Below are 14,688 nucleotides of genomic sequence, written 5' to 3'. Positions count from 1 at the left end.
GCCCCCATTTATGGCAGGAGCCCTTATGTCATCTATTCCTTAGGTCAGTCCAATGTTCTCATATTTGATTTGACACTATCTTAGCGCTCTTACGCTGCTTTTCTCAACCAGGTGTCCGGTTATTATATGTGTCTTTGAAGAGAAATCTTCGTTCCTCATAAGTTTATTAAGTACTTCAACGGTCTTCTTAACCATGACAGGCATGTCTACCTCATAGGTTGTGATCTCAACATCACAGGTTCCCGGGAAAATGAAGTTATCATATCCAACCACAGAAAAGTCCTTGGGAACTTTGTAGCCATCCTTTTCAAGCTTCTTTATAAGCACCCCTGCAGTCAGGTCGCAGTTACAAACAAAAGCTGTAGGAAGTTCATCCGGGAGCTGCAGGATTTCTGGAGAAAAGATTATTCCTGTCTTCTCATCTCTGTCCTCAATGACCCATTTATCTTTTACCGGCACTCCATGCTCCATCATTGACTTCAAATAGCCAAGGTATCTGTCCGTGATGGAGGAGGTCTTAAGAACCGATCCCACAAAAGCTATATCCGTGTGCCCTTTATCAAACAGATAATTCGTAAGGTAATATCCGCCATAGAAACTATCCGATACTATGGAGTTAATCTCCTCACTATTATCATTAAAGTCAAGATACTGGATAGGGACTGACAACTTGGATCTCAAAAATGTACAATATTCCTTAGAGAACTCTCCAAGAAGAACTACCGCGCTGACATTCCCCTCATTTACAAGATTCGGAAGAATTAAATCCTTCTCAAAATCATATCTCACAAGCTCAAGCAGATTAAAATAGCCTGCTGCCGAAAGCTCTACAGACAACATCTGATACATCTGCAGATAAAAAGAGTTGTACTTGCTAAAATGCTTCTCATGGATCAGTATTCCAATACTCTGCCCTTTATTTAAATTAACCTTTTCAACTGCAGAGGGAAGTCTGTATCCCAGCTCATCCGCAAGTGCTATGATTTTCTCCCTGAGTTCCTCTCCAACTCCCTTTTGTCCGGAAAGTGCCTTGGAAACCGTAACAACGCTCACCCCAAGCCTGTCTGCAATATCCGCCAACTTCACTGTCTTTGCCATTTTTATCTCCGATCAATTAATTTAATTATTTGATAAGTTAAATTTAGCTAATCAAAGTATAATAAATTAAGCTAAATAAATCAATAGACATATTTTGATGATTTAGTGCATTAATGCAATATTGCCTGATAGTTGCTGCTCGCACCTTACGGTGAGCAGAGCTGTGTGAACAGTATCTTCTGATAAACTATAGGCAATATGTGCTGTAGAATTTAGACTTTCTGATATGCGCAGCTCTTTTTAGATAATATGGACTGCGAAATAACGACTTTCCGATATGCGCAGCTCTTTTTCTGTAATATGGGCTGCGAAATAAAGACTTTCCGATATGCGCAGCTCTTTTTCTGTAATATGGGCTGCGAAATAAAGACTTTCCGATATTCGCAGCTCTTTTTAGATAATTTGAGCTGCGAAATACACAATTCAATTATTTTGGAATATGAGTAACAATTCGATTTTTGCCGTTGTTTTTTCCGTAATACAGGTTCTGATCTGCTTCGTTGATAACCTGCTCATACTTAAGCGGATCATCACATGATGCCAACCCTATAGTTGCTGTAAAAGTGACCGTTTTGTCTTCAAACTTCACCTCACAGACACGTATTTTCTCTAGCATATGCTCAAGGCGACCTCCTGCTTCCTTCTCATCAATTCCGGGCATGAACAGAATAAATTCCTCTCCGCCCCATCTGACAGCTATATCATTCTCATCAAGGGATTCAGTAAAAATCTCCGAAAGTGCCTTTAGCACCTCATCTCCGCATTCATGACCATAGGTATCATTTATTCTCTTAAAGTTATCCAGATCCACCATGGCAAGTGAAAACAATCTGGTGGACTTTCTTATGGTTTCAATAGCTGTGTAAAAAAACCTTCTGTTATACAGTCCTGTCAGCTGATCATGATTGATATTGTATTCAAGCAGGGCCTTATTTTTTTCCTGCTCAGCCATATACAAAAATGACACATAAACCATGGTACTGACTGTTACAACAAGATTAGAAGCCACAATAAAAGCCTGAAACTCACTAAGGTCGTTAGCAATACTTTTAATCGGAATAAAGCCTGTGATATTTACACCATAAATAACGAATGTGCCGATGATGGCAAGAAGTTGCAGTAAAGCTCTCTTAGCTTTGGTAGTAGATACAAGATGAAATATAACTGCAACCATACCGAGAGGATAAAAGATGAACCCGTAAGTACCTACGGTCAGCATCTCACATGTAACAGAGAAAAAGATGATCTCGATAAATGCAATCATAATATTCCTGTCACTACCTGCTTTGTCAGTAATAAGAAGAATCACATACATCATGCTACTGATTGCATTCGTGATTGCCAGGTAAGGAGCGTCATAATAGGCATAAAAAAGGAGTGATGTCACATGGACATAAAGGCATGTAACCAGGAATACCTTATTTTTCTTATTTACCAGAAACTCCAATAATTTACCCATTTTATAACTCCCAAGGATCAAGGAAATTGTGACAAAAATAATATCTCCAGTAAATATATTGTATGGTTCTAACATTTTTTCTTCAAGCTCAATTCAATTGAATAGCATATATTTAAGAACTTTTTAATATATATTTAATATTATAAGGATTTCGCTTGCGAAATCCTCGTGCCAAGCGCAATTGCTTCAGCAACTATATTCCTTTCGAGCGAGTCATTTAGGTTTGTAAGGAAAATTAATCCTAAAAGGGTCTGGCAATACGTCAGACCCTAAAAAAGTTTGATTATACGTTTTTCATTGAATAAATCGTGTCGTCCTACACACTTACATTTTATTATCTATTTCTCAAAACATAGATACATATTTTGTGTTCTTAGATATTCCGGATTTCTTAAGGAGTTTTCTATACGCCTTTTTATTGGAACGCAACAGTGTTACCTTCGCTTTTGCACTTGTTTTTCCAAATGCATTTTTACCTACACTCTTAAGTACTGACGATTCAATTTTAATGTTCTTCAGTTTAGTGCAACCATAAAACGCCTTCTTGCCAATGCTAACCACATTACTTCCAATAGTAATACTTTTAATACTTTTATTGTTCTTGAAAGCATTCTTTGCTATTGATGTAACCCTGTAAGTTACCCCGTTCACTTCAATTGTTGAAGGAATAACACCTTCTTTTTCTTCTATTCCACTATTGCAAAAGCTTACTTCATTTTCATTTGTTACTACATAATTATCATCAATATACTGTAATTCTGTTCCAATGACAGCACTTACAGGATTCGACGCTGTTTCTACACTTGCAGCTTTCGTCTGCTCCGTTTTTTGACTTTGCTTAGCTGAATTATCATTTTTATTTGCTGTCTGTGAGCTACGATTATTTTGAACCGGAGCTTTGACCGTTATCAAGCATGATGCTGATACTGAAGGGTTTGAAACAGATTTTACAGTAATGGTAGCTTTTCCTGCCTTCAAAGCAGTAACCTTCCCATTTATCACAGTCGCAATTGTTTTATCACTGGTAGTCCATGTCACATTTTTGTTTGTAGCATTTCCAGGTGCTATTGTAGCTTTTAAGTCTAAAGTTTTCTGGACTTCTAAAGTTGCTATGTTTGCATTCAAACTTATCGATGCAACACTTATTGTCGGCACAGGAACATCAATCGTCATAAACTGACTTGAAGAGGATAAATCATTTGTATCCCAAGCCCAAATTTGAGTCATATAAGTACCGGTTTCACCATTATGATTAGCCCTTTTAACATCATAATACCATCTTCCATCTGATCCTTGTGTTCCTTCATGCCATATTAAATCATCCCCACCATTCTTTTTTGTATAAGTAGGAAACGCAACTCTTTTTATTGCTACATTATCAGTAGCCTTGCAGGACACTCTATATCCATCAGAGGTTAAATTCTCAATTTTAATATCACTTATAACCGGCCGTGTCTCATCCTTTTGAGGAACTTCTACAGAAACACCGGAGACACCATATCTACCATCTGTCGCCCAGGCATAAAGATGCGTAAAATATGTTCCAAATTCATTTTTATGATCTGAGACAGAAACATGATAGTGCCATCTTCCATCCTGCCCTTTACTAGCATCATGCCAGATTAGATCATCCTGATCATTATAGGCTGTCCAGGTAGGAAACTGCACTTTTGTCAGATATGCTTCATTTGTAATCAGGCATGAAACATCATATCCATCCCATCTTACATTTTCAACTCGTACATCATAGATTTCAGGAGTAGGAACACATGTAATATCACGGTTTATTTCAACATTTTTAGGAATAGCCCACCCCATATATCGGTAGCCCCAGCTTCCCCATAATGAGATACTTTCATTCTTAATCTTACCATTCCCATGAATACTTGAAACATAGCCATCTCCAACATAGATTCCTACATGCCCATAATAATGACCACATCTTGAGCACCTACCTTGCTTCGAAACACCATCAAAAAAGATCAGTGCACCTATCGGAATATTGTCCGAGGTAGAAAGATTCATCTTTGTTGCGGCATAATGCGCGCAGCAGCTAGATGTTCCCACAGCAGCATTGGTCGCACCAAGATTTTTGTATTGCTGGAATGTCCACTTTAAGCATAGACCACCATAGTTTGATTCAGTTTTTCCATTTTTACCATTAAGATAGTTTCTTATAGATGATTCACTTAATGTTGTCGCTGCTCTTGCATTGATTGATAAAAACGAAAGATTAAAAAGAATTACAACTACGCAAAAGATAGTCAGACTCTGCCTGACTTTAAGAAATATACTTTTCTTCATACCCATTCCCCCATATATGAAGCATAACTAATGTGACAGATCTATAATATTATATTTATCATTAATTTAAAAGTAGTTTTTCGACCAAAACAAGCATTCTCCGAGACCATATATATCCTGTCATAGCAAGTAATTGATGCCCTTTTACAATGCCACATAAAATAATGGATTCTCTCCCTTGTCTCTTTAAATATTCATTTTCATTGGCAAAAATCCAATTCTCCTGGCTGGCAATCACCTTTCCAAAAAGAAAAAGCTCTGAAACATAGATAAAATCTATATTTCAGAGCCATATTTATAATGAGACACGTGGGAATCGAACCCAGTTAATCTTATAAATTTATTATTACCCTTGCAGCAAGCTCATAACCCCATTTACTGACTGATTAGCCTGCGCTAGCATTGATTGCCCAGCTTGCGCTAAAATATTTTGTTTGGAAAGATTAACCATTTCTTCTGCCATATCAGTATCGCGAATCCTGGATTCTGCAGCTGTTGTGTTCTCGACTACATTATCCAAATTCTTAATAGTATGCTCAAATCTATTCTGTACAGCGCCAAGTTCTGACCTTTGCTCAGATACCTGCTTAATAGCATCTTCAATAGCATCAATTGCATAAGTTGCAGCTATTCCGCAATCATCCACAACATTGAGATTCTGTAACCCCAAGCACGCTGTTGTCATTGCATCAATATCTACCTGAATTTTGTTTGTCATATCAGCATCTGCGCCTGCATGAATATTAAAATTCATACTATTAGCAATAGCCACCTGACCAAGTTTTATATTAAATTTGTAGTCTGTCAAAACTGCTCCGTCATAATTTGCATCTGAGTCAGAATCCTCTTCATTTTGCGGTTCATCTGTATCATTCTCAAAATCCTGTATTCCTATCATATCGGGATATATAACAACACGATGGCCATTTCCATCACTTTCACCAGTAGTATTTTTCAGTACCCCATCTATATAAACCTTTATATTAGGGGTTTCTATATTCATGTTACCGATAGCCTGTGTGTTTTCAGTAGAAATAGCAACGACTGTTCCCCCTGTAATTGAAATATCTCCGTTGTTAGCATAGCGATTAAAAAATGATCCACCAATAGGAGCGGATTCGCTTGTTCCTTGATTACTACCAAGATTATATGTATGTTCTGTAGTAGCATAAACATAGCCACCACTAATTTTAATAGCAGGCACAATATCCTTTGCTCCAATGCCAGTACCAGCAAGATATCTACCATTTGCATATATTATTCCATCAGTTATTTCTATATTTCCTCCACAGTCAAAGCCTATTGCAGCTGAATTATAAGACAATGCATTAATAATACCACCATTTATTTTTATTTCTCCGTTACAATCACGCCTAACGCCTCTATATACACTTTGTGCTCCTATGCACCCATGTGCACCACCTACCGCTTCTATATCTCCACCATTTATAATTATAGAAGCACCATATCCTCCTCCGATTGCGCCTCCATTTCCCTTCCCAATCTGACTAGAATAAGCTTCAATATGTCCACCATTTATAGTAATACTCCCTCCATTTTCCAAATAATTACTACCTATAGCCCAAGAATATGTTGACCATACACTATTGTTATTATTCGTAAATCTTGGCGTAACATTCCTTGTTGTAACCAACCCATATGCCTTTATGTTAGAAGAATCTGTTCCATTAATTTGCAATTCCTCATTAGCACCAACATTTATTGCAGCAGTAGCAGTATGACATATTTCTCCATAACTATTTACTGAGTCATAATAATCGTTATAACCTCCATAAAAAGAATTCTCCCCATATGTATTAAGTACATTCCCAGTTCCGTTAAAATCTATCGGAGAACCAATTCCCTGAAAAGTACTTGATTCTTCATAGTTATTGATATTCAAATTCTTTATAGATAATGTTGTTCCTGCCGCACATGAGATAGATACATTCTCAAGATTGGAATTTTCAATAGCAGTATTACCTGAAACATCAAATACAACGCCTGTAATATCATCTGCTATATCATATATTCCCGGATTTAAAACATAATGTGTTCGTCCAATATCATCGGTATATGAAGAATAACTGCTTAGCGAAGCTGTTGTTACATTGTTAGCTACACCCGTAGGGTAACTACTATCAGTTATAGAAGCTATCGTTGGTGTTATAGTTGGACTGGGAATAGATATAACACTGCTTCCACCACCTATAGTATTTCCACTTAATTGTGATGAAGAAGCTCCCAAACCACTCGCCTGTATATTTGTTCTATACACCTCTTCTCTTTCAATCGCACTAATACCAGTTACTCTTGCCTGTCTGTCAGTATCTGCCCCTATATTGTTTGCCTGCTCTAGTGCTGACTTAATCAGTTGTAAAGCATCACTAACCGTAATATTATTTGGGAGGCTATAATCTCGTATAACATGAGCACTAGCAGTAGCTAAGGAATTTGCTTCCGCTGTTATAGGTACTCTATAGAAGCTTTGAACTCTACTATTTGTGCTTGAATTAGGAATGGCTGAAGTCTTTGTGATTGGCGTTGCATTTATTGAAAGGCGCACAGTATCCCCATCAGAAATTTTCGACTTAATTTGATCTATTGAATACTCATTTCCATTATTATCTTCAAATACATCCTCATAAAAAGTGTCACTGCTTCCTGTGCGAGGTCTGTTTTTTATAAGCTCATACGATGTTCCATTTATCTCAACTCTGTCTCCGGTTCTGGTATTCACCCAAGCAGCAGAAATATCATTTTCTTCATTTCTCGTACCGGAAATAGATGACCTTCCTCTTATAAGCTCATCTATGTTATGTCTTACAACTTCAATTGAATCTAACGGTCCTGTTATTACTGCATTTCCATTCAATCTAAGAGCTTTTGTCTCTTCTTCCTTTGTTCCTTCCAGAATATTGTAATTCACGCCCGCTATCATTTTGGTTTGCCCACCTTTAAGACTGGTGGTAAACGTTGCCATATTTCCAACATGCGCAAGAGTACCATCAAGACCTGCGTCATGTGCATTAAGGGTCTTATATCTAGTTGCAGTGCCGCCCTTTAACATATACAATTCGTTAAACTTTGTTGTCTCCGCAACTCGGTCTATTTCAGTAAGTAACTGACCTATCTCTTTCTGTATAGCTTCACGGTCTGAAAAGGAATCCGTTCCATTTGCAGCCTGAACGGCCAGTTCATTTAATCTCTGAAGCATATCATGCACTTCATTTAATGCACCTTCCGCAGTCTGAACAGCTGAAATACCATCATCTGAATTTACAGATCCTCTATCCAATCCCCTTATTTGTTTTCTCATTTTTTCACTTATTGAAAGCCCCGCAGCGTCATCTGCTGCACGGTTTATTTTATATCCTGACGAAAGCTTTTCTGATGATTTCTGCTTCAAAGTATTAATTATTCCTAATTGTCTTTGAGAGTTCATGGCAGAAATATTATGAGTAATAACCATAGTTTATGCTCCTTACAAGCTTGTCATAATCAAATCTCACTTACTCTTTCGACATTTCTTATATATATCTTTATGCTTATAGCTATATATTTTATAGTTTTGGATTATTATTCTATAGCTATAAAAACTTTACTATATTAGTGAATTGACAACTATTTACATTTTTAATGATTTTCTCAATCTTGAATCCATTGGGGGTTCATATGAAAGGCCTAGATTTTGCTCAGATTGGTAAAAGAATTAAAGAGACAAGAAATCTCAGAAATATGTCACAGGAAAGTCTCGCTAATGCAGTAAATGTTAATGTTTCCCACATAAGCAATATAGAAACAAACAAAGTAAAAAAACTCTCTGACTCTCCTGGTAAATATTTGCAACGAGCTTGATGTAACAGTGGATTATATGCTACAGAATGAATATCCTTCTCCCCAAATAGCTATCGTAGGAGAGATCGTTTCCACGCTTGAAAATATGTCTCCAGAAAAATTGCAACAACTCTTACGTATCGCTAATGTATTATAAGTTATTCAATTATCACGATCCAGCCCTTTATATTTCGATAATAAGAAAAATAGGTACTATAAACTAGTGCATAGAAAAAGCATCCCAATGAAAAAAACGCTTAACTGTAGTAGTTAAGCGCTTCTAATGAGACACGTGGGAATCGAACCCAGTTAATCTTTTTTAAGAAATCCAGTAAAGAAGGAGGTTTCCACACATCGGCCGTGTCTCTGGTAATCAATTTGGTAATCAATAAAACTATTTTGTAATCAATCCAAAATGTCTCTCTAATGCCAAAAGATAGTCATTACTTATAGCTTCTTCAGGACACGCGAGCAATGTCGTTTCTCCTGTAATCCTGCTGGTTCCAATATGACTATCCATCGTTTTTATCACATCCATTCCAAGTAGGATATTACCTGTTGTATAAGGTGTTACTCTAACCGGAATATCAGTAAATTTCAATCCACCTACTTCTATCTTATCAGCAAGAACACTAATAGCCATTCCTTTGTAAGATTTTATAAAACTATCCGTTTCGCTCCTCAGTTGATTATTGGAAATAGTGTTAATGCTTTCTACGCCATTTATAACTGATAAACTCTCTCTATGATACTTAACAGCATCATCAACCAGTTGTTGTATTTCCGCATCAGCCCAACATAGAGTCCTCAACGGAATCAAAACACCATGTGCACCGGTGTCTACTTTTATTCCAGACTGTCTAATCCCCGGGAAATATATAGATTCTCCATGAATACCATATATATCAGACTTGAAATCACATCTAAATTCCAAACTTTTTGTAAGCTTTAACTCTAAAAAATCAGTCATAAATTGCAGCATCCTCATCTTCATAGAATTTGGGCTGATATATCACAGTAGTCTTCCCGAATCGATTTCGTATCTTCTCAATCTCTGTATCATCTTTTGTATTCTCATCACAAAAATATACTATATCAAAACCATCCTCCCTTACAGTCTCCGGATTTATGAATACCCACACTCCATATAAGTCCGACAGCTGTTCTGGCTCAACATGCATTCCAACTCTAAGATCTTCCATTGTTAGTTTAGCTTTAACCATAGCATTACCTCTCTTTCAAAACTTCTCAAGAAAGCATTCTCTTGGCACTTTTAATGTTACACTCTTAACGTGAAAAAGCAATTAATTTTGTCAAAAATATTTCGTTGAAAAATTATGATAAATATGGTAACACACATACCCTACTGACAGAATCATATCAAGATTATAAATCTTAGGTTTTCTTCCGCCGGTACTTTTATCGGAAAAACCGATAGAAGTCCCATCGAGTTCTCAGGTATCAATGATATTATTTATATGCTCACTTAGAGTAGATCGCTTAACACCAAACAGTTCTCCCATGATCTTCGGTAACAGCCCTCAAACTATCAATCAGAACTACTTCACTACTTCAAATATGAGGACTGCTCGTGAGACACTAAACAAGAGAAAACCCGGGCAGAAAAATGGTAATCATAACAAGCGTTTGGTAATCAATATTTTTGATAATAAAAAAATCTGAGACGCAGATATTATCTACATCTCAGACCTATTAAACCAATGAGACACGTGGGAATCGAACCCACGACAACTTGATTAAAAGTCAAGTGCTCTACCAACTGAGCTAGTATCTCATATATATAAACTGCAAAGCAGTGATATATCAAAACTGGGCTAGCGGGATTCGAACCCACGAATGCAGCAGTCAAAGTGCTGTGCCTTACCGCTTGGCGATAGCCCATCATACACAGCAGATGTGCTTACTTAATGATAACTCTGAACAAACTAAATGTCTAAGTTAACGCCCTTAAAAATCAGGGTGGATAGTGGGACTCGAACCCACGGTCTCCAGAACCACAATCTGGCGCGCTAACCAACTGCGCCATACCCACCATACACTCAGATCAACAAATATCTTATTCATCTGAAAATGTGCCCGAAGGGATTCGAACCCCCGACCCACGGCTTAGAAGGCCGTTGCTCTATCCAGCTGAGCTACGGACACATATCGTCGCTCTCTATCGCAGCGACATTTATAGATTATAAAGTAGGGTTACTATGTTGTCAATAGAATTTATAACTTTTTTTATTTTTTTTCAAAAAAATTATAGATTTTGTTTTTCTGATAAAAAACGGAATCTGTCAAAGCAGGTCCAGATACTTTATTTCATAGGATAATTCGCCCTCATCATCCACAGTAAGGATCAGATAGGAAGGTTTTCTTCCCTCCTGTCTGGGGTAAGAAAGACTCCCCGGATTAAACACATACATTCCGTCAATCTCAGCAGCAACAGGTTTGTGTGTATGACCATAAATTACAACGTCTGCGCCTCTGCTAAAAGCCTCTCTTCTGATCTCATCGCTCCCCATGTTCACCAGATATCTGTGCCCGTGTGTCACAAAAAAGGTATGGGGCCAGACTTCAAAAATCTGTTCATCCGGCAGTCCGCAGAAGAAGTCATTATTCCCCCTGACAATGCGCATAGGAGCCCCTGCAAGCTGTTGCATTTGGGTCTCGCTGCCTTCTGTATCTCCACAATGGATTATGAGGCTTAAAGGGCTTTCTTTCTCAATTACCTTATAAAAATTTTCATCTTTTCTATGAGTGTCGCTAACTACTAATATCTTAAGCATCTAATAATCCCCTAAGCTTCTCTTCCATCATTCTGAGTGCTTTTCCTCTATGGCTTATGGCATTCTTTTCCTCAGGGGATATCTCAGCCGAAGTCTTGCCATATTCAGGCAAAAAGAATATTGGATCATATCCAAATCCGTTTTCTCCGGCTATTTCATGACCAATTATTCCTTCCATTGTTGCTCTTACAACCGATTCTCTTCCATCAGCTAAAACTGCACTAATTGCACATACGAATCTTGCGGTACGCTTTTCATCAGGCACTCCGTCAAGCTTCTCAAGTATCTGCTTATTTTTCTCAGAATAGGGCGTATCATGTCCTAAAAATCTCGCTGAATATATCCCCGGTGCCTTATCAAGATAATCAATCTCGAGTCCGGAATCATCTGCCATTATACAAAAATCCGTCATTCCCCTATCCTTACAGTAAGCAGCTACGGCTCTTGCCTTTATCATGGAGTTTTCCTCAAAGGTGCTTCCATCCTCAACTATATCAAGATCAATCCCCTCGTCCTTCATTGAATTGATTTCAGATGTAAGATTTCCCAGTATTTCTCTGATTTCCTTCATTTTATTGTTATTTCCGGTTGCAAAAATTATCTTCATTCGTATCATATCTCCATTTATGATTATTATTTACCATCGCTTTCAGGTTCGTCTACTATAGGGCTATTAATGCTAAATGATGTCCTTATTCCTTCAGCAAGGCCTTCTGCACATTTTTCTATATAGCTATCTTTTCCAAGCCTTTCAAGGTCCACTCTGTTATTGATATTACCTATTGTCGCAAAAGCTGACGGTACCACTGAATATGAAAGCTTCTGATTACTCTCATCAGCTGCAGCAAGTCCAAGTGCATTACACTCTGCAGCCTTTGCCAGATTCATTTCCAGTTTATCAGCAAGCTGGACATTCCCGAAGCCCCTGATAAAAAATCTGTCATTATAGTACGTTCTGATTCCCGAATCGCTCTCCCTGGTGTCATCAACTCCAAGCTGTATGTAAAAATCCGCCTGGGAATCTTTTATAAGTCCCATAACTTCTTCATCTCCGGCAAGGTGGTCGTCAAGAGTTGTGAAATAAAGGATGATATCATCATTTCCCAAAGCTGTTTTTATATAAGGTATCATCTGAACACCGATCTCATCCACCGGATCAATGACAACCACATTTTCACTTTCATAATCAGTTTTATTGAAGCTGACAGTTATTTCTCCGTCGCCAAGAGAAGTCTCGTTTTGATATAAGCCATCGAGCTCAAAAGTAAGACACACCATTCCCTTATCATTTAGAGGGGCATATGTGCCGGATTCAATGCATTCCAAATCCGAAATCACGCTGTTATTACTGTAAAAATCAGGTGTTTTTCCATTTATATAAAGTACAAACTGGTGTCTTACATGTTTTTCCACAAACTGGATATTATCTGAAGTAACTCCGCTTTCAAGAGGGATTACAAGTACGCCTTCTTCGCTGTCTTTATCAGGTTTATCAAATCTCAGATCATATTGCCTGATATCACCGACGTTTGTCTTATAGGCATCTCCCGCTTCTGCAATCATTACACTTTTTGTGGCAGCCCTATAAAACATAATGCTCAGGGATAAAGCAACGAATATCCCTGTAAATATGGCTGTTTTCTTTAATTTATCCTCAATCATTATCCAAAATCCTTCTGGGCGGTTTAGGTCCCATGTACTGATAAAAATATGTCTTAATCATTCCGTTATAAATTTTGCGGTTTTTATCAGCCTTTTTACCGATGTCCCTCTCAGCCTTGTCGTAGGCTGTGATGAGATACATGGACCAGGAATCCAGGTTTTTGAATCTCTCACCCAGGGTCTTATATAATGCAGGAAGTTCCTTCTGTTCGCCGATTCGCTCTCCATAAGGAGGATTTGTAACTATAAATCCATACTTTTTCCTATGACTAAGCTCAGCAACCGGTCTTGCCTGAAAATGAATCATTTTCTCAACTCCGGCTTTTTTTGCATTAATTCTGGCTATCTCTATGACCTCAGGATCTATGTCATAGCCCTGAATGTCAGTTTCTACTCCATAGTCTATTTCATCCATGTATTCTTCCCTGACATCCTTCCAATTCTGAGGTGTGATGATATGAGTCCACTTTTCAGCAGTAAAATGTCTGTTCATTCCGGGTGCAACATTAGCCGCAATCATGGCTGCCTCGATAGGAAATGTTCCACTTCCGCAAAAAGGATCCACCAGGATTCTGTCAGGTCTCCAGGGTGTAAGCATCAAAAGTGCAGCAGCAAGATTTTCAGCTATAGGTGCCTTAGCCTCTAATTTCCTGTAACCTCTCTTGTGAAGTGAATCACCTGTAGTATCAAGGGCTACGGTAACTTCATCCTTCATCAGAAAGACTCTGACAGGAAAGCTCTCGCCATCCTCTTCAAAGCGTCGAATTCCATAGATATCGCTAAGTCTGTCCACCATGGCTTTTTTCATAATAGACTGTATATCTGATGGGCTAAACAGCTTACTCTTGACACTGCTGGCCTTTTTTACCCAGAATTTCCCGTTCTTGGGAATATACTGCTCCCACGGAAGAGACTTGGTGCCCTGATATAATTCTTCAAAAGTTATGGCCTTGAAAGAACCTATCTTGATAAGGACTCTTTCTGCCGATCTAAGACCAATATTAGCCCGCACAACGGCATCTGCATCTCCGGCAAATGTCACTCTGCCGTCTGCTACCTCCCTTATCTCATATCCGAGGTTTATTATTTCTTTTTTTAATACTGCCTCAAGCCCAAAATGGCATGGAGCAATCAAATCAAATCTTTGCATACTTATTCCTTTTCTCAGTTTACAATCCGTTATATTCTATCACAGTTTGAAAAAAATAAAAAAAGTTAATTTTGGGTATAAAGTTTTAAAAAGACTTGTCGATATACTTATTGCAGAACAAAAAGGACAATCTCCTTTTCTTAATGACCGGTATGGCGTCCCCACCCATGCCGGTCTCCTCCCATTAATTAGGGAAAATAGTGATGGTGACTTGTAATAGTTAATTCCACTTTGTAAGAGTAAATTCCACCTTGTAGGAGTAAATTCCACGGGGTGGAGTTTTCTTTTTACAAAAATGATGGATTTTATCCACATTTACGGCTATAATAGCACAAAAGTCGGAAAAATGCGTATGACAATCAGAAGTCGAGTTCACGTTGTCC

Annotated in this window: 10 protein-coding genes, 4 tRNA genes and 2 pseudogenes; 1 reads left to right on the top strand and 15 read right to left on the bottom strand. The window is 38.0% G+C overall.

What is annotated here, in order from left to right; all coding sequences use genetic code 11:
- Window positions 1-75: 75 nt before the first annotated feature.
- The 5 genes and pseudogenes from T501_RS08675 to T501_RS22690 form a co-directional block, all read right to left on the bottom strand.
- Window positions 76-1,098 (bottom strand): LacI family DNA-binding transcriptional regulator, encoded by a 1,023-nt coding sequence (locus T501_RS08675; protein WP_044914347.1) that lies wholly within the window; start codon window positions 1,096-1,098, stop codon window positions 76-78.
- A gap of 427 nt (window positions 1,099-1,525) precedes the next feature.
- Complete coding sequence (locus T501_RS20145) at window positions 1,526-2,557, bottom strand: GGDEF domain-containing protein (protein WP_197027941.1); 1,032 nt, start codon at window positions 2,555-2,557, stop codon at window positions 1,526-1,528.
- A gap of 345 nt (window positions 2,558-2,902) precedes the next feature.
- Window positions 2,903-4,861 (bottom strand): GBS Bsp-like repeat-containing protein, encoded by a 1,959-nt coding sequence (locus T501_RS20140; RefSeq protein ID WP_050008213.1) that lies wholly within the window; start codon window positions 4,859-4,861, stop codon window positions 2,903-2,905.
- 346 nt (window positions 4,862-5,207) lie between these two features.
- Window positions 5,208-5,612, bottom strand: a pseudogene (locus T501_RS22695) (flagellin); the annotation flags it as partial.
- Window positions 5,613-7,928: 2,316 nt separating this feature from the next.
- Window positions 7,929-8,333 (bottom strand): annotated as a pseudogene (locus tag T501_RS22690) (flagellin N-terminal helical domain-containing protein); the annotation flags it as partial.
- Window positions 8,334-8,536: 203 nt separating this feature from the next.
- Between T501_RS22690 and T501_RS22095 the strand changes: the two are divergent.
- The gene (locus T501_RS22095; protein ID WP_242845507.1) at window positions 8,537-8,719 is read left to right on the top strand and encodes a helix-turn-helix domain-containing protein; all 183 of its coding nucleotides are present in this window, start codon (window positions 8,537-8,539) and stop codon (window positions 8,717-8,719) included.
- Window positions 8,720-9,092: 373 nt separating this feature from the next.
- On the opposite strand, the gene T501_RS08650 is transcribed toward T501_RS22095, so the two are convergent.
- From T501_RS08650 to T501_RS08605, 10 genes are all read right to left on the bottom strand, one after another.
- Entirely contained in the window at window positions 9,093-9,668 is a 576-nt protein-coding gene (locus T501_RS08650) for a pepsin/retropepsin-like aspartic protease family protein (protein WP_044914345.1), read from the bottom strand.
- Window positions 9,661-9,921, bottom strand: a complete 261-nt coding sequence (locus T501_RS08645; protein WP_026511227.1) for a hypothetical protein — start codon at window positions 9,919-9,921, stop codon at window positions 9,661-9,663. The genes T501_RS08650 and T501_RS08645 overlap by 8 nt, the downstream gene beginning before the upstream one ends.
- A gap of 499 nt (window positions 9,922-10,420) precedes the next feature.
- Window positions 10,421-10,493 (bottom strand) — tRNA-Lys (locus T501_RS08640).
- Window positions 10,494-10,528: 35 nt separating this feature from the next.
- A tRNA-Gln gene (locus T501_RS08635) sits at window positions 10,529-10,600 on the bottom strand.
- A gap of 77 nt (window positions 10,601-10,677) precedes the next feature.
- A tRNA-His gene (locus tag T501_RS08630) sits at window positions 10,678-10,751 on the bottom strand.
- A gap of 39 nt (window positions 10,752-10,790) precedes the next feature.
- Window positions 10,791-10,864, bottom strand: a tRNA-Arg gene (locus T501_RS08625).
- Between the two features lie 137 nt (window positions 10,865-11,001).
- Window positions 11,002-11,493: a metallophosphoesterase gene (locus T501_RS08620; RefSeq protein ID WP_026511228.1), complete on the bottom strand. Its 492-nt coding sequence runs from the start codon at window positions 11,491-11,493 to the stop codon at window positions 11,002-11,004.
- Window positions 11,486-12,100, bottom strand: coding sequence for an RdgB/HAM1 family non-canonical purine NTP pyrophosphatase (gene rdgB, locus T501_RS08615; RefSeq protein ID WP_081675328.1), 615 nt, complete (start codon window positions 12,098-12,100; stop codon window positions 11,486-11,488). The genes T501_RS08620 and rdgB overlap by 8 nt, the downstream gene beginning before the upstream one ends.
- Before the next feature lie 26 nt (window positions 12,101-12,126).
- Window positions 12,127-13,155 carry an N-acetylmuramoyl-L-alanine amidase gene (locus tag T501_RS08610; RefSeq protein WP_044914343.1) on the bottom strand — a complete coding sequence of 343 codons (1,029 nt, stop codon included), beginning with the start codon at window positions 13,153-13,155 and terminating at the stop codon, window positions 12,127-12,129.
- Complete coding sequence (locus T501_RS08605; RefSeq protein ID WP_044914342.1) at window positions 13,148-14,305, bottom strand: THUMP domain-containing class I SAM-dependent RNA methyltransferase; 1,158 nt, start codon at window positions 14,303-14,305, stop codon at window positions 13,148-13,150. Before T501_RS08605 ends, T501_RS08610 begins: the two co-directional genes overlap by 8 nt.
- Between the last annotated feature and the right edge of the window lie 383 nt (window positions 14,306-14,688).

The organism is Butyrivibrio sp. WCE2006, from assembly GCF_000701985.1.
In the GTDB taxonomy this organism is placed as follows: domain Bacteria; phylum Bacillota; class Clostridia; order Lachnospirales; family Lachnospiraceae; genus Butyrivibrio.
Note: the sequence above shows the minus strand (reverse complement) of the source record. Positions and strands in the feature narration are given on the sequence as shown.